At 57.7% G+C, this 17,835-nt stretch carries 13 protein-coding genes; 7 read left to right on the forward strand and 6 right to left on the reverse strand.

Annotation, left to right across the window (positions count from 1 at the left end; translation table 11 throughout):
• On the forward strand, nt 1-217 hold a 217-nt coding region (locus EI185_RS18185), incomplete at its 5' end, for a hypothetical protein (RefSeq protein ID WP_223247710.1).
• 29 nt (nt 218-246) lie between these two features.
• Nucleotides 247-432, forward strand: coding sequence for a hypothetical protein (locus EI185_RS06465; RefSeq protein ID WP_124704317.1), 186 nt, complete (start codon nt 247-249; stop codon nt 430-432).
• A 7-nt stretch (nt 433-439) separates the two neighbouring features.
• Here the strand turns inward: EI185_RS06465 and EI185_RS06470 are convergent, their stop codons facing one another.
• From EI185_RS06470 to mutY, 6 genes are read right to left on the reverse strand one after another with little or no spacing between them, the layout of a single operon-like run.
• Nucleotides 440-1,198: a tRNA threonylcarbamoyladenosine dehydratase gene (locus EI185_RS06470; protein WP_124704318.1), complete on the reverse strand. Its 759-nt coding sequence runs from the start codon at nt 1,196-1,198 to the stop codon at nt 440-442.
• On the reverse strand, nt 1,195-2,457 hold the full coding sequence (locus EI185_RS06475) for a cation:proton antiporter (protein ID WP_124704319.1): 1,263 nt from the start codon (nt 2,455-2,457) through the stop codon (nt 1,195-1,197). The genes EI185_RS06470 and EI185_RS06475 overlap by 4 nt, the downstream gene beginning before the upstream one ends.
• Nucleotides 2,444-3,238, reverse strand: coding sequence for a TatD family hydrolase (locus tag EI185_RS06480; RefSeq protein WP_124704320.1), 795 nt, complete (start codon nt 3,236-3,238; stop codon nt 2,444-2,446). The genes EI185_RS06475 and EI185_RS06480 overlap by 14 nt, the downstream gene beginning before the upstream one ends.
• A 32-nt stretch (nt 3,239-3,270) precedes the next feature.
• Nucleotides 3,271-5,955, reverse strand: a complete 2,685-nt coding sequence (locus EI185_RS06485; protein ID WP_124704321.1) for a cation-translocating P-type ATPase — start codon at nt 5,953-5,955, stop codon at nt 3,271-3,273.
• Nucleotides 5,945-6,940 carry a sodium:calcium antiporter gene (locus tag EI185_RS06490; RefSeq protein ID WP_124704322.1) on the reverse strand — a complete coding sequence of 332 codons (996 nt, stop codon included), beginning with the start codon at nt 6,938-6,940 and terminating at the stop codon, nt 5,945-5,947. Before EI185_RS06490 ends, EI185_RS06485 begins: the two co-directional genes overlap by 11 nt.
• Nucleotides 6,937-7,989: an A/G-specific adenine glycosylase gene (gene mutY / locus EI185_RS06495; RefSeq protein ID WP_124704323.1), complete on the reverse strand. Its 1,053-nt coding sequence runs from the start codon at nt 7,987-7,989 to the stop codon at nt 6,937-6,939. The genes EI185_RS06490 and mutY overlap by 4 nt, the downstream gene beginning before the upstream one ends.
• 399 nt (nt 7,990-8,388) lie before the next feature.
• On the opposite strand from mutY, the gene glgB reads away from it, so the two are divergent.
• From glgB to glgC, 5 genes are all read left to right on the forward strand, one after another.
• Entirely contained in the window at nt 8,389-10,329 is a 1,941-nt protein-coding gene (glgB, locus tag EI185_RS06500) for a 1,4-alpha-glucan branching protein GlgB (RefSeq protein WP_124704324.1), read from the forward strand.
• A complete protein-coding gene (locus EI185_RS06505) occupies nt 10,326-12,320 on the forward strand; it encodes an alpha-1,4-glucan--maltose-1-phosphate maltosyltransferase (protein WP_223247711.1) in 1,995 nt (664 codons plus the stop codon). Before glgB ends, EI185_RS06505 begins: the two co-directional genes overlap by 4 nt.
• A gap of 9 nt (nt 12,321-12,329) precedes the next feature.
• Nucleotides 12,330-15,710 carry a maltose alpha-D-glucosyltransferase gene (treS, locus tag EI185_RS06510; RefSeq protein ID WP_124704325.1) on the forward strand — a complete coding sequence of 1,127 codons (3,381 nt, stop codon included), beginning with the start codon at nt 12,330-12,332 and terminating at the stop codon, nt 15,708-15,710.
• A 49-nt stretch (nt 15,711-15,759) separates the two neighbouring features.
• Complete coding sequence (locus EI185_RS06515) at nt 15,760-16,470, forward strand: mechanosensitive ion channel family protein (protein WP_124704326.1); 711 nt, start codon at nt 15,760-15,762, stop codon at nt 16,468-16,470.
• An 84-nt stretch (nt 16,471-16,554) separates the two neighbouring features.
• Nucleotides 16,555-17,784, forward strand: coding sequence for a glucose-1-phosphate adenylyltransferase (gene glgC / locus EI185_RS06520; RefSeq protein WP_124704327.1), 1,230 nt, complete (start codon nt 16,555-16,557; stop codon nt 17,782-17,784).
• Nucleotides 17,785-17,835 lie beyond the last annotated feature (51 nt).

The raw sequence follows: 17,835 nt of genomic DNA on the forward strand, positions 1-17,835 counted from the left end.
CGATGATAGTGTGGATTACCCATGTGAAAGTAGGTCATCGTCAGACTTCTATACCAAAAAACCCTCAGGTGAAAACCTGAGGGTTTTTTACTTTAAGGCAATGCAATCTACCGGATTTAAAACTCAACTGTTTGCTTCGCAGATGCGCGCAGTTCGCAGCTGGAATCATACGGGCGTAGAATTAACGCGATGGCGTTTTGGTGCTAACGGGGGGTAGATGATGCGTACATATTGGTAGGGGCTGCGTTGGCATTCTGGCTGGCCGCCTGTGGTCAGCAGAAGCCATCGCAGCCACCGTTGCCGAAGACACCAAGCGATTCGCGCTTATTCGATATGCAGCGAGATGAATTGCAGCGTGCAAAAGCAGTGGAGCAAACCGTGCAGCAGCAAAGCCAGGCGCAACAACACGCAATAGATCAGCAGAGTCAATGAAGAGTGTTTAACCCTCCTGCGTGGCGATTGCTGAAGTCTTTGTCTCCAGAAGTAGGCGACGAAGCACTTCTCCGGCGAGCATCAGACCGAATAGTGCCGGCATGTAGCTGATGGTGCCGTTGATAGCACGCGGACGGCCAGGACCATCTACTGGTTGTGGTGGCAATGGCGCGCTGGGCGCTTCATCGGAAAATACCGTTAAGATCCCATTTTTGATGCCGTGCCGCTGCAGTCGCTTACGCATGATGCGAGCCAATGGGCACATCTCGGTCTTGCTGATATCCGCAAGCCTGATTCTGGAAGGGTCGAGACGGTTTCCTGCTCCCATGCTGGAAGCAACGAGCAAGCCGCGTTGCAAGCTACTCTGCACCAAGGCCACTTTGCAATTAAGCGAGTCGATGCAGTCAATCACATAATCAACCTCCTGCGGCACGTATGCGCTGACGTTTTCCGGCGTCAGAAATACCCGGTGGATGACCACTTGGCAGGCCGGATTGATATCCATGATGCGCGACTGCATTAATTCCGCCTTGGATTGCCCCACCGCGGAAAGCAGCGCAGGTAATTGGCGGTTGATATTGCTGGTGGCGACCACATCATGATCCACCAGTGTGAGCTTGCCCACGCCTGCGCGTGCCAGCGCTTCCACGCAATAAGATCCGACGCCGCCCAGCCCTGCGACAAAGATGTGTTTGCCGGCAAGCAGTTGCAGGCCGGCGTCGCCAAGCAGGATGTGGGTGCGTTCGAATTGTGGCAATGCGGTCATTTACTCACCTGTGTATCGATGGCCGTAGCCGTGTCATTGCGTTGATATATCCGTTTGATGATGAACGGCGGCACCACGGTGGTCAATGCGATCACAATCAGCAGCGCCGCATAGACTTGCGCATCCAGAATGCCATTGGCAAAACCGATCTGGGCGAAAATAAGACCCACTTCACCGCGCGGGATCATGGACAGGCCAATAACCGCCTGCTGCAGACGTGGTTCCTTGATCAGAAAGCCGGAAACCAGCTTGCCGGCAACGGCGACCACCAGCAGCGCGACAGACAGACCCCAGACGAAGGCCGACGACCAGTCCACCTGTTTGAGGTTGAGCGAGATGCCGACCATCACAAAGAACAGCGGCGTGAAGGTATGGATCAACGGCCGCATCTGGCTCTCCAGGCGATGAGACAGCTCCGGGCTGGGAGCGAAAATCCGGTTCAGGTAAGCGGAGAACGGGATGCGCAGCCGTTCGGTCAGGGTGACGCGGAAGTGTTGCCCCATGGCGATACCGGCTGCGAATCCACCCATGATCTCGGGCGCGCCAATGGCATGCGCCAGATAGCTGAACAGCATGATCAGGCTCAACGCCATGGTCAGCAATAGTCCCGGCGAACTGCTGCGGCGATCGAAATGGCCGATGATGAAAGCCATAAGTTTGGCCGCGAACGGGGACAGCAGCATGAACAGGACGATGTAAGCGCCGACCTTGCCGGTCGCCGCCAGTGACATTTCTCCGGATACCGCAAACTGGTAGAGGAAAGCGAGCAGGATGACACCGACGATGTCATCCAGTACCGCAGCGCCAATGACGATTTGCGCTTCATCACTGTTGCGGCGGCCTAGATCGGTCAGCACGCGCACGGTGATGCCGATACTGGTGGCGGTCAGGGTGCCGCCGATGAACAGGCTGGCCAGCAAAGACATGCCAAACATTGCGTGGCTGACCAGGTAACCGAACCCGAACGGAAATACCACGCCGGCGATAGCCACGACGATGGGTTTGGAGCCAGCCTTGGCGAGGCGGAACACGTCGGTATCCATACCCACTTCGAACAGCAGCAGGATAATGCCGATCTCCGCCAGCAGCTTCATGGTGGCGTCCGGGCTGACCAGTCCGAGCAAGGACGGGCCGATGATGAGGCCGGCGGCGAGTTCGCCGATTACTGCCGGAACACCGATGCGTATCGCCAGCTCGGATAAGAACCGTGCGGCCAGCAATAAAACAGCGAGGGTGAGAAAGAAATTATGTGCTTCCATGTTGAGAAATCGTTTCCAGTTGAAGGGACAAGACGGCGCAGGCGTTTTTGGAAGTGATATGCATGACCATATCCGGCGTGATGCCGCGCAGCTCGGCTAGTACAGCGGCAATGCGCGGGAGTTGCTCAGGGCCATTGCGTTTCGAGTGTAGCCAGGCTGGCGCCATATCCGGCGCGTCGGTTTCCAGCACGAGAGCTTCCGGCGGCAACTCGGCGGCAAGACGACGCAAATTCGAGGCCCGAGTATAAGTCATCGCGCCTCCGAAGCCCAGTTTGAACCCTTGCCGGATGAACGCTTCGGCTTGCTGACGACTACCGCTGAAGGCGTGAGCGATGCCGCGCCGGATACCGAAGCGACGCAATTGTTTCAATACCTGATCGTTGGCGCGACGGCTATGGAGTAATACCGGCAGGTCGAAATCACGGGCGATTTTAAGCTGTTCGGTGAAGAAGTATTCCTGCGTCGCCGCGTCCAGATCCGGCACGAAAAAATCCAGCCCGATTTCGCCTATTGCCACGGGGCGCTGCCGCTCAATGGCGGCGCGCAACAAGATGAGATGTTCCGGCAGATGTGCGTGGATGTACATCGGATGCAGCCCCAGCGCCGGCACGCAGCCGGGATAGCGCTGGCAGGCAGCCAGTACGGCGCTGAAGTTGGTGTACTGCACTGCGGGAACAACAATGGTTTTAACGCCTGCCGACCAGGCCTGAGCTGCCACCGTGTCGCGGTCGGTGTCGAATTCGGCGGCGTCCAGATGGCAGTGGGTATCGATGATATTCATGGTGACGCCTTCCTGTTGGATGCACGGTCCATCTAGGCAGAACCAACCGGTGGGTGTCGAGGCTGGTCTTCTCGTGCATTCTGGTACAACCAGCCTTGCCGTATCGCCCATTTTTCCAGTTCCACCCCCCAGAACACAATGGTGGAGAGGGCGAGGCAGAGCACGAGTTCGGCTGCACTGAGTGGCTGGGTCTTGAATATGCTATTGAGCACGGGGACATAAAGGGTGGCCATTTGCAGCAGGAAAGTCAGGGCGACTGCGGCGAGCAGCAGACGGTTCGAGAACACGCCGATGGAAAACAGGGAGGCCCGCTCCGCACGGATGGCGAGCACGTGGCCGAGTTGCGACAGGGTGAGCACGGTGAACACCATGCTTTGCCAGTGGGCTGAGCCGGTGTAATAGGCCCAGGCCTGGGTCAGCAGTGATACAGCGCCTATCAGCAGGCCTACCCACAGGATATGCTGCCACATGCCGTGGGCGAAAATGCTCTCGGCGGGAGGGCGTGGCGGGCGTTGCATAATGCCGTGCTCTGCGGGTTCCCTGGCCAGGGCGAGGCCGGGCAGGCCGTCGGTGACCAGATTGATCCATAAAATGTGAATGGGCAGCAGCGGGATCGGCAGGCCCAGGAATGGGGCGAGGAAGATCACCCAGATCTCGCCGGAATTGCCGGTCATGGCGTATTTGATGAACTTGCGGATGTTGTCGAAGATGCGCCGCCCTTCCCGGACCGCGTGGACGATGGTGGCGAAATTATCGTCCAGCAGCACCATATGTGCTGCCTCACGCGCCACGTCGGTGCCGCCGCGGCCCATGGCCACGCCGATGTCGGCGCGCCGCAGCGCCGGCGCGTCGTTCACCCCGTCCCCGGTCATGGCAACGAATTCGCCATGGGCCTGCAAGGCTTGCACAATGCGGATTTTCTGCGCCGGATCGACACGGGCATAGACCCGTATCTCCCGCACTTTTTGCGCGAATGCGGCGTCGGTAAGCGCGGCGAGCTCAACGCCGGTCATGACCGCCGCGCCGTCTTCGATGATCGCCAGACGTTGGGCAATGGCGCGAGCGGTGGCGGGGTGGTCGCCGGTGATCATCACCGGCGTGATGCCCGCCGACTTGCATTCCGCCACCGCCTGTTTCGCTTCGCGCCGGGGCGGATCCATCAGCCCGGTGAAGCCGAGAAAAACCAGTTCCTGCTCCACGCCTTCAAGCGTTTCCGGCAACGCAGCGAAGCGGCGGCAGGCCACAGCCAGCACGCGTAGCCCTTCCGACGCCATCGCGTCGGCGATGGCTAATAGTGTTGCGGACTGCAGCAATACTTCACCGGCGCCGGTCAGTTGTTTGGTACAGCGCGCCAGCAGCGCCTCCGGCGCGCCCTTGCAGTAAGCGGTCACACCGTCGCCGTCGCGATGCAGCGTAGTCATCAGCTTGCGCTCGGAATCGAAAGGCAGCTCGGCCACGCGCGGTAGCTGCCACTCCAGTTCGGCCTTGATCGCGCCAGCGCACTCGGCTGCTTCCAGCAGCGCTACTTCGGTGGGGTCGCCGCTGGGGTGGCCAGCCTTGGTGTAGCCGGCGTCGTTGCACAGCGCCAGTGCCCGATAGAGCCGGGTCCAGGGTTGTGTGGGTTCGCTTGGCGGCGGTTGGTGCACCCCGTCGGCGTAAAATGCCTCGGCGTGCATACGATTCTGGGTGAGGGTGCCGGTTTTGTCGGAGCAGATGATGGTGATGGAACCCAGGGTTTCCACCGCCGGCAGGCGTCGGATCAATGCGTGTTGCTTCACCATGCGGTAGGCCCCCAGGGCGAGCGAAATGGTCACCACCGCCGGCAGGGCTTCGGGAATGGCGGCCACCGCAAGACTCACGGCGGTCAGGAACATCAGTACTGCCGCTTCGCCGCGCAGGATGCCGGCGACGAAAATGATCGCGCAGATAGCCAGTACCGCCACGGCAAGCCGGCTGCCGAAGCGCGCCAGACGTTTTTGCAGCGGGGTTTTTACTTCCTCCGCGCCGGCCAGCAGCGTGGCGATTTTCCCCAGTTCGGTGGCGAGCCCGGTGGCCACCACTATCCCTGCGCCGCGTCCGTAAGACACCACTGTGCCCTTGTACGCCATGTTGTACCGGTCGGGGAGTGGCAGTTCGCGTCCAGGCAACGGTTCGGCGGTTTTCTCCACGGCGTGGGATTCGCCGGTGAGTGCCGCCTCCATCATCTTGAGCCGCGCCGCTTCCAGCAGGCGCAGGTCCGCCGGTACCAGGTTGCCCGCTTCCAGCAGCACGAGATCGCCCGGTACCAGTGCTTCGGTGGGAATTTCCAGCACCCGCCCGTTGCGCCGTACCCGGGTTGTCGCCGCGGCCAGTTTTTTCAATGCCGCCATGGCTTTTTCCGCACGGTATTCCTGGATGAAGCCGATGACCGCGTTGAGCAGGATGATGACCGCGATGGCGATGGTGTCCTCGGGATCGCCGATCACGCCGGTAATTGCGGCGGCGGCGAGCAGCACCAGGATCATGAAGTCCGCGAACTGGTCGAGGAAGATACGCCATGCCGGGCGCCTTTTGGCTTCGGGCAACGCGTTTGGGCCATGGCGTTGCAGGCGGGCACCCGCTTCGGCAGCGGTGAGGCCGCGCACAAAATCGACATCCAGCGCACGCGCTGCTTCCTCGACGGAAAGGGCGTGCCAGAGGGGAATAGTCTGTGCGGTGGATTGAGCGCTATTCGCCATGGATAAATATCACGTAGGAGTTTAAAAGATAGACGCTGAACAAAAACAGGCTCACCCAGCCAACTCTTTTGAATAGCCGCTCAGCCGGGCGATAGAGCAGGCCGACAATGGCGGCACCGGTCATGGTGATGGCGGACAGGGCGGTGGCCAGGTGCATGGGTGAAACATGGGCGAGGATCGGCCCGTCCGTAAACAGCACATCATCCACCGCGATCAGCAGCAGATTGAACAGGTTGCTGCCGAGCAGGTTGGCCACCGCCATATCCAGCGCGCCGATACGCACAGCGCTGATGGTCACTACCATTTCCGGCACGGTAGTAGCGAGTGCCACCAGCAAGGTGCCGACGAAGGATTGCCCCCAGCCCATTTGGGCCGCGATGTCGCGCCCAAGGAACGGCAACCACAGGCCCATCACCACCACTACCGCGGCCGCTGCGGCGTAGCGCAGCGCCGCCTGGCGCAGCGTGATGTGCGGGTAACGTTCGGCGCGCTCTTCCATATATTCGGCCATTTGCCTTTGTTCGTAGCGGTATACGGTGCGCATCGCCGACAGGTAAATCAGCACGATGATGGGTGAATACAGCCCCACGTGCCCGAGTGCCGGCGCTTTGCCGCCCAGCAACAGGCTGAAGCTGACAAAGCCGAGCAGCACCACGCCAAAGCCGGCTGACAGGATATGCCCCTGGCTGGCGCGGGTATACACCGATTCGCCCCGGTACAGGAAATCCACCACCACCAGAAAAGCCAGGTTGAACACGCAACTGCCCAGCACGTTGCCGATGGCGATGTTGGGCGCATCAGCCACGGTGACCGCGCTGATGCCGGTGATGAGTTCCGGCAGGGAGGTGACCGAAGCCATCAGTACCAGGCCGACCCAGGTACCGCCCATTCCGGTCTTGTCGGCGATGATGTCACCGTAGCGTGACAGTTTGGTACCGGCAAAGCCAATCAGCGCCATGCACAGAATGAATTGCAGCCAGATCATGCGGGCGTTTCCAGCGCGACCAGCTGTTGCAGCAATTTGCGCACGGGAGTGGGAATTGCGGCGTTGAGCGCAGCGCGCGGCGCCAGCCATAATTGCCCGGTTTGCTCGGCGCGGGGGAGCAAGCGGGTGACGTCGAGCAACTGGGGTGCGATGCGCAGGCGGAAATGGGTGAAGCTGTGTTTGAGTTCGGGCAAGCTTCCCGCGGCGGTCGTTTCCATGCCGAAGCGGGTACGGCAATGCGTCGCGATATCGGTATCCATATCCGCTTCCGGCAGGCTCCACAGCCCGCCCCAGATGCCGCTGGGTGGGCGCTTTTCCAGCAGAATTTCGCCTGCATGGCGCAGGATGAGCATGTGGGTGGCCTTTTGCGGTGTGGTTTTCCTGGAGCGTGGCGTGGGCAAACAAGCCACCTGATTCGAAGCGCGTGCTACGCAACTGGTGCTGACCGGGCAATGGTCACACGCAGTGCGGGAACGTGTGCATACCGTGGCACCCAGATCCATGAGCGCCTGGGTATAGGTCGCCACGTTGTGGGCGGGCAGCAAGGATTCGGCCAGTTGCCACAAGCTGGTTTCCACTTTTTTTTCTCCGGGATAACCGGTGATGCCGAAATGGCGTGTCAGGACACGCTTTACATTGCCGTCGAGAATGGCGCTGCGCGCGCCGAAAGCAAAAACAGCGATTGCGCTTGCAGTGGAGCGTCCGATTCCCGGCAAGGCGACGATATCCTCGATCCGCGCGGGAAATGCACCGCCATGCCGCTCGCACACCCGCTGCGCTGCACCATGCAGGTTACGTCCGCGCGAGTAATAGCCGAGTCCGCTCCATAGCTCGAGCACTTCATCCTGGGAGGCTTCGGCGAGCCGAGTCAAGTCGGGGAAACGTTCCAGAAAACGCAGGTAATACGGAATCACTGTGTTGACCTGGGTCTGCTGCAACATGATTTCTGACAGCCAGATGCGATAGGCGTCGTGAGTGTTCTGCCAGGGCAAGTGATGGCGGCCGTGAATTTGTTGCCAATGGATCAGGTGCTGAGCGAAGTCGGACATGACATGGTGATCGGTTATTCGTTGAAAGTGTAGTGAGTGCAGGCAGGCGTTACAAGCAGTGCTTTCGGGATCCGGTTCCGGTTTCATTTCCTGTTTGTGTCCAACCGCACATACCGCGAGACCGTCTATCGATACCATTGCTGAATAGGAGCATTTCAAATTGCCAATTAAATTCTCAGCCTTAAGTGTTTCCATGCAAATTCCTGAAACTCCCTCATTTTCAATCCATGGTCATTTTGACACCCACAAGAAAAAAATGTGGGTAGGCCTGGATGCCGGCTATACGAGGGATAAACGCTAAATCCAATCAGAAATTCATGGCATTAAATGTTTTCGGACTATGTATTAGTCAAATTGTCCTATATGGTTAAAAGGAACTCATCCAACGAGGGTGTGCCAATGTCGTTACTAGCAAATCATGCTGAAGCAGTATTTCTGCCCACCGCTGCACTGACAGATCATGACATCTATCTGTTTAAACAAGGCAGCCATTTTCGCTTGTATGAAAAACTGGGCTCGCACGCGATGGCCGTGGATGGCGTACCCGGTATCTGGTTCGCGGTTTGGGCGCCCAATGCATCTGCGGTCTCGGTGATCGGTGAATTCAACCAATGGGATGCCAGCCTGAATGCGCTGCGTCTGCGCAATGACGGGTCGGGTATTTGGGAAGGCTTCATTGCCGATGTCAGGAACGGAGCAAGTTATAAATACCGTATTGTTTCCGCCGACGGGAACATGGCTGACAAGGGCGATCCCTTCGCGCCGTACTGGGAAGCGCCACCGTTAACGGCTTCGCGCGTGTGGAATCTGGATTATGCGTGGGGTGATGCAGCATGGATGGCGCAGCGCGGTGAAAAAAACCGGCTGGATGCAGCTACAACCATCTACGAAATACATCTGGGCTCCTGGCGCAGGGTGCCGGAAGAGGGCGACCGTTCCCTCACCTATCGTGAAATGGCAGAGTGGTTGCCGAATTATGTCGCTGACATGAATTTTACCCATGTCGAATTCATGCCGGTGACAGAGCATCCTTTCTATGGCTCATGGGGCTATCAGACCACGGGTTATTTCGCGCCCACTGCGCGTTATGGTACGCCGCAGGATTTCATGTTTCTGGTGGATGCTCTGCACCAGCAGGGCATTGGCGTCATTCTCGACTGGGTGCCTTCGCATTTTCCCGATGATGCGCACGGTCTCGGGCATTTCGACGGAACATTTCTGTTCGAACATGCCGATCCGCGTCAGGGTTATCACCCGGACTGGCATAGTTCGATTTTCAATTACGGCAGGCATGAGGTGCGTGCATTTCTGGCCAGCAGCGCCCTGTTCTGGCTGGATAAATATCATATCGACGGCCTGCGTGTGGACGCCGTGGCATCGATGCTCTACCTGGACTATGGCCGCAAGGAGGGTGAATGGATTCCCAATCGTTATGGCGGCCGCGAAAATCTGGACGCGGTCACTTTTTTACGCGATCTGAATGCAGCGGTCTACCGCGATTATCCTGATACGCAGACATTCGCTGAAGAATCCACTGCCTGGCCCATGGTGTCGCGTCCCACCTATACCGGTGGTTTGGGGTTCGGGATGAAATGGAATATGGGCTGGATGCACGACACGCTGGCCTATTTTTCCCAGGATCCGATCCACCGCAAATACCATCACGCGCAGCTTATTTTCAGCATCTGGTATGCCTTCTCGGAAAACTTCGTGCTGCCTTTTTCACACGATGAGGTGGTGCACGGCAAGGGTTCGCTCATCGGAAAAATGCCCGGCGACGAATGGCAGCAGTTCGCCAATTTGCGCGCGTTGTATGGCTATATGTGGGGACATCCTGGCAAAAAGTTGCTGTTCATGGGTTGCGAGTTCGGGCAGAAGCGCGAATGGCAGCATGAGGAAAGCCTGGAATGGTCGGTGCTGCAGTATCCGCATCACGCCGGGTTACAGCGCTGGGTCGAGGATCTCAATCGCTTCTATCGAAGTGAACCGGCACTGTATCAGCAGGATTTCAGCCCGGACGGCTTTCAATGGATGGATTGCAACGACGGGGAAAATAGCGTGTTGAGCTTTGTGCGCCACGCAAACAACCCGGAAGACATGTTATTGGTGGTATGCAATTTTACCCCCGTCGTGCGCGAAAACTATCAGATTGGTGTACCCGTCGGCGGTTACTGGCAAGAGGTGCTCAACAGTGATGCCGAGCTATATGGCGGCAGCGGCGTGGGCAACTTCGGCGGCAGGGAGGCAGCGCCGGTGGCTGCGGGTGATATGTACCATTCGCTCACCTTGCGTCTTCCGCCTCTTGGCGTGCTGTACTTCAAGCAGGGGGGCAATGCGTGAAAAGCCTGGCCAAACTGGATGGCAGGCAGCGCGTGGTCATCGAAAACGTGCAACCGGAAATCGATGCCGGACGCTTCCCCATCAAACGCGTTATTGGCCAGACAGTAGAAGTCGAGGCAGACGCCTTCACCGACGGACACGATGCACTGAGATGCGTGTTGCGTTACCGGCACGAAGCGGAAACCGACTCGCACGAAATTTCCATGGAGCCGCTCGGCAGTGACCGCTGGGGCGCTTCATTTCCGATTACCGGGCTGGGTTTGTATTTCTACAGCGTTACCGCCTGGGTCGATCATTTCCTTTCCTGGCAACATGAATTGGTGCGTCGTCAGGATGCTCAGGATATCGCGGTGGCGCTTCAGGTCGGTGCAAAGCTGATTGGCGAGGCAGCGCAACGTGCGACCGGCGAGGATCAGACGCAACTGCATCGCTATGCGGGAGAGATGGAGGCAGCCAATCCGGATGCAGGCAAACTGCTGGCGCTGACTGAAAGCTTGGCAAGCCTGATGGCACATTATCCGGAGCGTAGTCTGGCCACGCATTACCCCCTTGAATTGCCGGTTCGGGCGGAGCGTGTCAAAGCGCTTTACAGCACGTGGTATGAGTTATTTCCACGCTCATGCCTGGGCGCCGGCATGCGTCACGGTACTTTTGCGGAATGCGAAAAACGATTGCCTGACGTGGCCGCGATGGGGTTCGACGTGGTGTACCTGCCGCCCATTCATCCTATTGGCCTGACCAAGCGCAAAGGCCCGAATAATACGCTGCAGGCAGACCCGGCAGATCCGGGCAGTCCGTGGGCGATCGGTGCGGCCGATGGCGGACATAAAGCGGTTCATGCGCAATTGGGCACCCTGGACGATTTTCGCAGCCTGGTGAGCACAGCGCGTGAGCTGGGTATCGACATTGCGCTGGATATCGCCTTCCAGTGCTCGCCCGACCATCCCTATGTGCATGAACATCCGGAATGGTTTCGCCACCGGCCGGACGGCAGCATTCAATATGCCGAGAATCCGCCCAAGAAATATGAGGATATTTATCCGTTCAATTTCGAAACCGTTGCCTGGACCGGGTTATGGCAGGAATTGCTGGATGTGTTCCGGTTCTGGATCAGTCAGGGAGTGAGCATATTCCGGGTCGACAATCCGCACACCAAGCCGTTTCCGTTTTGGGAATGGCTGATTGGCGAGGTGCAGCGCGATCATCCTGAAACAATTTTTCTGGCAGAAGCGTTTACCCGTCCGAAAATGATTTATCGCCTTGCCAAACTCGGCTTCAGTCAGTCCTATAACTATTTCCCGTGGCGCAACACGAAAAGCGAAATCGAGACCTATTTCAGCGAACTTACCCGCACTGAAGTGCGCGAATATTTCCGCCCCAACCTGTGGCCGAATACGCCCGATATCCTTCCCGAGTATTTGCAATTTGGCGGACGGCCTGCATTTATGGTGCGTCTGGTGCTGGCCGCGACGCTGGGGGCGAGTTATGGCATCTACGGACCGGCTTACGAGTTGATGGAAGCAACGCCTCGCGATGCAGGCGCGGAAGAATATTTCAATTCCGAAAAATACGCAGTGCGCCATTGGGATATTGACCGCGCTGACAGCCTGAAAGATTTTATTGCACGGGTGAACCGCATACGCCGGGAAAGTCCCGCACTGCAACAGGATCACCGTCTGAATTTTCTTGATGTCGATAATGACAGCCTGATTTGTTACACCAAAACAACACCGGACAACAAGGAAGTCATCCTGGTGATTGCCAATCTGGATCCGCATCATACCCAGTCCGGCTGGGTGACATTGCCGCTGGAAGAATTGAGGTTGGACGCGCAGCACTCCTATCAGGTGCATGATCTGCTGACCGACGCGCGCTTTTTATGGAATGGCGCGCGTAATTACGTTGAAATCAAGCCTCATGTGGCACCTGCGCATATTTTCAGGCTGCGTCGTCGTGTACGTACCGAGCGCGACTTCGATTATTTTCTGTAAGAAATGACCATGAGCGAAAAAAAATCCAGCAAGGTAAAAAAAACGCCCGGGGATACTACGCAATGGATGCAGGATCCGCTCTGGTATAAAGATGCGGTGATTTACGAACTGCACGTCAAGGCTTTTTTTGACAGCGACAATAATGGTATCGGCGATTTTGGCGGACTGATCCAGAAGCTCGATTATCTCCAGAATTTGGGGGTGAACACGCTCTGGCTGCTTCCCTTCTACCCGTCTCCAATGCGCGACGACGGGTATGACATCTCCGATTATCACAATGTCCATCCCGACTATGGCTCCATGGCCGATTTCAAGCAGTTCGTGAAGGAAGCCCATCGACGCGGCCTCAAGGTCATCACCGAGCTGGTCATTAACCACACCTCGGATCAGCATCCATGGTTTCAGGCGGCACGCCGGGCACCTGCCGGTTCCAGCAAACGTGATTTTTACGTGTGGAGCGATAGCAACCTGAAATTTCCCGAGACGCGCATCATCTTTACCGATGCGGAGAAATCCAACTGGACCTGGGATGAAGAAGCGCAGGCGTATTACTGGCATCGTTTCTTCTCCCATCAGCCCGACCTCAACCACAATAACCCGCAGGTAGTGAAGGCAGTCATCAAGCTGATGCGTTTCTGGCTCGACCAGGGGGTGGACGGTGTGCGGCTGGATGCGATTCCCTATCTGTGTGTTCGCGAGGGCACCCAAAACGAAAACCTGCCCGAAACGCATGCCGTGATCAAGCAAATGCGCGCCGTGATCGATGAGCATTACCAGAATCGCGTGTTTCTTGCCGAAGCCAATCAGTGGCCGGAAGATGTGCGCGATTACTTCGGCGAAGGCGATGAATGCCATATGGCCTATCATTTCCCTCTGATGCCGCGCATGTATATGGCCATCGCCCAGGAAGACCGCCATCCCATCGTGGAAATCATGCGCCAGACGCCGGATATTCCGGCGACCTGCCAATGGTCCATTTTTTTGCGCAATCACGACGAGCTGACTCTGGAGATGGTCACCGACAAGGAACGCGACTACATGTACCAGATGTATGCCAGCGATCCGCGCGCGCGCGTGAATGTCGGCATCCGGCGCCGGCTGGCGCCACTGATGGACAACGAATCCGACAAAATCCGCCTGATGAATGGTTTGCTGCTGTCCATGCCGGGCTCACCCATTATCTATTACGGCGACGAGATCGGCATGGGGGACAATTTCTTCCTGGGGGATCGCAATGGCGTGCGCACGCCCATGCAATGGAGCCCGGATCGCAATGCCGGCTTCTCGCATGCCGATCCGCAGCGTCTGTATCTGCCGCCCATCATGGACCCGATATACGGTTATGAGGCCGTCAATGTCGAGGCGCAGGTGCGCGAGCGTGCTTCCCTGCTGAACTGGATGCAGCGGGTATTGGCAGTGCGCAAAAACCACCAGGCATTCGGACGCGGCGAACTGGTTTTTTTACACCCTGGCAATCGTAAAATACTCGCCTATTTCAGGATCTACCAGGACGACATCATCCTTTGCGTGTCCAACCTGTCGCGCGCTGCGCAACCGGTCGAACTCGATCTGTCTGCCTACAAGGGATACGTGCCGGTGGAATTGATGGGGCGCGCGGCCTTTCCGCCGGTTGGTGAATTACCCTATTTTCTCACCTTGCCCGGGCACAGTTTCTACTGGTTCCGGCTGACCAGCGGTGAGCAGGTACCGGCATGGCACGAGGAACGCCTGCCCCCCGAGGAATTGCCGATGCTGGTGCTGTTCGATGGCTGGCGTAGCTTCTTCCGCGATCGCGTGGTGCCGTGGCGCATCGCCATGGCGGAAAAAGTGCGTAGCCAGCTTGAAGACGACGCGCTGCCGCGCTTCGTCGCCTCACAACGCTGGTACGGAGCCAAGGGCGAAGCAGTGCGACGTGCGGCACTGCTCGACCATGCTGAATGGGGCAGCGGAGATGCCCAATGGCTGATCGCCATGTTCCGGGTGGAAAATGCGGCCGGCGCGACACAGGATTGTTTCTTGCCGCTTGCGCTGGGCTGGGAGAACGGCAGCGAGGAGCGTCTGCGCACGATGCTGCCGGTCGCCGTGGCCAAAGTGCGCCAGCAGGCCCGCGTCGGCATTCTGGCCGATGCGTTCGCCGACGAGATGTTTTGCCGTGCGCTGGTGCTGGCCATCGGCACCCGGGAGACCCTGGCATGCGTGCAAGGCAGTATTCACTTCTCGCCTACCGCAGCCTTTTCCACGCTCGCCGGGACAGAAGCGGCCACATTGGCAGTACGGACACCAGGGGCACAGGGCAGCAATACTGCGGTGGTGCTGGGTGAGCAGCTATTTTTGAAAGGCTACCGGCACTTGCAGGTGGGGACGAATCCGGAACTGGAAATGGGGCGTTTTCTCACCGAAGTGGCGAAATTTCCCAATGCGGTTCCGGTGGCAGGCGCAGTGGAGTATGTCGCCAATGACGGCAAAGCCATGACGCTGGCCTTGCTGCAGGGCTATGTCGAAAATCAGGGGGATTGCTGGAGCTACACCGTAGGTTACCTGGAGCGTTTCCTCGAAGAGTGTTGCGCGACTGCGGTCCCTCCAGGGCCGCCAGAGCAAGCGCATGGCGCCTATCTGGTGCTGATGCGTACGCTCGGCCAGCGTACCGGGGAGTTGCACCAAGCGCTGGCCCTGGCTACGGGCAATCCGGCTTTCGATCCGGAACCGGTTGCCGCAGCCGATCTCGCAGCCTGGAATCAACGGGTGCATGCGGAGATGGAGACGACGCTGGCGAGCCTGGAGCACCGCCGCGATGTTCTGCCCGAGCCTGTGCGAAACACTGTCGACCAGTTGCTTGAACGGCGCAGTGCCATCGCGGAACGTCTTGCAGCCATTGCCAGGGAATCGATACAGGCGATCAAGATACGTTACCACGGCGATTTTCATCTTGGGCAGGTGCTGCTCACCCAGAACGACTTCGTGTTCATCGATTTTGAAGGCGAGCCGGCGCGCCCGATCGCCGAGCGCAGCCAGAAACACTCGCCATTGAGGGACGTGGCGGGCATGCTGCGATCGTTCAATTACGCAGCCTATTCTGCGCTCGCGCAAGTTGGCGCGGAGCGACCCGAGGACCTGGGAGCGCTGGAGCCTTACGTGCAAGCGTGGGAGGCAGAGGTTGGGCGTGTGTTCCTCGCCGCTTACGAGGCAGCTGTGCGCGGTGCAAACCTGTATGCGACACCGCAATCCCTGCGCAGCATGCTTGATCTGTTCCTGCTGGAAAAGGCGTTTTATGAGCTGCGCTACGAACTGGATCACCGCCCGGATTGGGCGAGCATTCCGCTGCATGGCATTCTGGAACTGTTGGATAGGCCGCTAAATGGTGTGCAGGGTGCTTTGGGTCGGGTGCTTTGACAGATTTTAGGCGCTGGACGATAGCGCTCAATACAACCAGGAGAGCATTATGGAACAGGTAAGTATAGTACTGGAACCGGTACGGGCATTTCTTATCCAGCTGGGCGAGTTTCTGCCCAAGCTGATCATCGCTGTCATCATCTTGCTGGGTGGATGGCTGCTTGCCAAGGCAATCCAGCTGGCAGTGGTGAAAGGCCTCAAATCGATCAATTTCAATGTAGTAACCGAACGGGCCGGTATCGACAGCTTTTTGCAGCAAGGCGGGGCCAAGACGGACACCATTGATATTCTTGGCGTGCTGGTCTACTGGCTGGTCATCCTGACCGCGCTGATGATTGCCTTCAATAGTTTGGGCTTGGCTCTGGTAACCGAACTCGTCGGGCGTATCGCCATGTTCGTTCCCAAGGTAATGGTGGCGGTGCTGGTACTGGTTTTCGGCGCATATTTTTCCCGCTTCATCGACAACGCCATCACCACGTATGGCAAGAACGTGGGGCTTACGGATGCCGAGATGCTGGGGCGGCTGGCACGTTACGCAATCATGGTGTTTGTGGTGTTGATCGCGCTTGAGCAGGTGCAGGTAGCCACTGAGCTGGTACGGCTGACCTTTTTGATCCTGCTGGCGGGGTTGGTGCTGGCCCTTGCACTGGCATTCGGAATCGGCAGTCAGCACCGGGCTGCGGAACTGCTGGAACGATGGTGGCCAACGAACTCGAAAAAATCCGTAACAGACAAAGAATATTTTGATGGACGAAAGTAGTCGCGCACCGATGATGGACGAACAGAGCCTACACATGCCCAGGCAAACGCAGGCCGCATTGGAAACCAAACTCAAGGAAAGCAAATGAATTCAAACCCCACCATTCTGGCTCTTGTACTGGCTGGTGGTGAAGGCTCGCGCTTGTACCCGCTGACGGCTGTTCGCTCCAAACCCTCTGTGCCATTTGGTGGGCGTTTCCGTATTGTGGATTTCGTATTGAGCAACCTGGTGAACTCAGGCATCCACTCGATCTATCTGCTGGTGCAATACAAGTCGCAATCGCTCATCGAACACGTCAATCATGCGTGGACTCTGTCGAACGCGATTCCTGACCAGTTCGTTACCGTCGTGCCGCCACAGATGCGGGAAGGACCCGAATGGTTTCAGGGGACGGCAGATGCGGTTTACCAGAACCTTAATCTGATCGGCAGCAGGGAGCCGGATATGGTCGCGGTATTTGGTGCGGACCATATCTACCGTATGGACGTGCGGCAAATGGTGGGCTTTCACCAGCGCAATGGTGCTGATGTCAGCGTGGCAGCCATCCCCATTCCGCTGGGTCTGGCATCATCATTTGGCGTCATTACTGCCGATGATGACGGGCGCGTCAGCGATTTCATTGAAAAACCCGAACAGCCTGTGCCCATGCCAGGAAGGTCGAATTGCGCCTACGGCAGCATGGGAAATTATCTGTTTAATACCGAGGTGCTCAAACAGGCTTTACTGGAATCAAGTGAGCGTGGCGAGAATGATTTTGGACGCCATATTCTGCCGCGCCTGATACGCAGTCATAAAGTTTATGCCTATGATTTTTCCACCAACCGCGTTCCCGGCATACACGCTTACGAGGAGCCGGCGTACTGGCGCGATGTCGGTACGATTGAGGCCTACTACGCGGCCCACATGGATTTGTTGGGGCTGGAGCCACGCTTCAACATCTTCAATCCAAAATGGCGAATTTTTTCGAGCGGTTACCAGGGCCCCAGCTCCAAAATTATTGACGGGAAAATCAAGAACAGCCTGATCGGGGCCGGTGCGATCATCAAGGGCGGTTCGATCCGCAATTCCATCGTCAGGCGTGAAGTAATGATAGAAGAGGATGTGGAGCTGGAAGACTGCATCATTATGGACTACACCATCATCCGTAAGGGCGCCAGGCTGCGCCGGGTTATCGTGGATCGCTATAACACCATTGCTGCGGGGACGCAGATTGGTTATGACAGTGATGCCGATAGGGCGCGCTACCATGTTTCCGAATCAGGGCTGGTCGTAGTGTCCAGAGGTGATGAGCTGAGCGCCAGTCGATATTCTTGAGATGAATAATTTTGTACAGGCTATCAAAGGCAATTCTTCTGGAGGATATTC

Source organism: Sulfuriferula multivorans (assembly GCF_003851125.1).
In the GTDB taxonomy this organism is placed as follows: Bacteria; Pseudomonadota; Gammaproteobacteria; order Burkholderiales; family Sulfuriferulaceae; genus Sulfuriferula; species Sulfuriferula multivorans.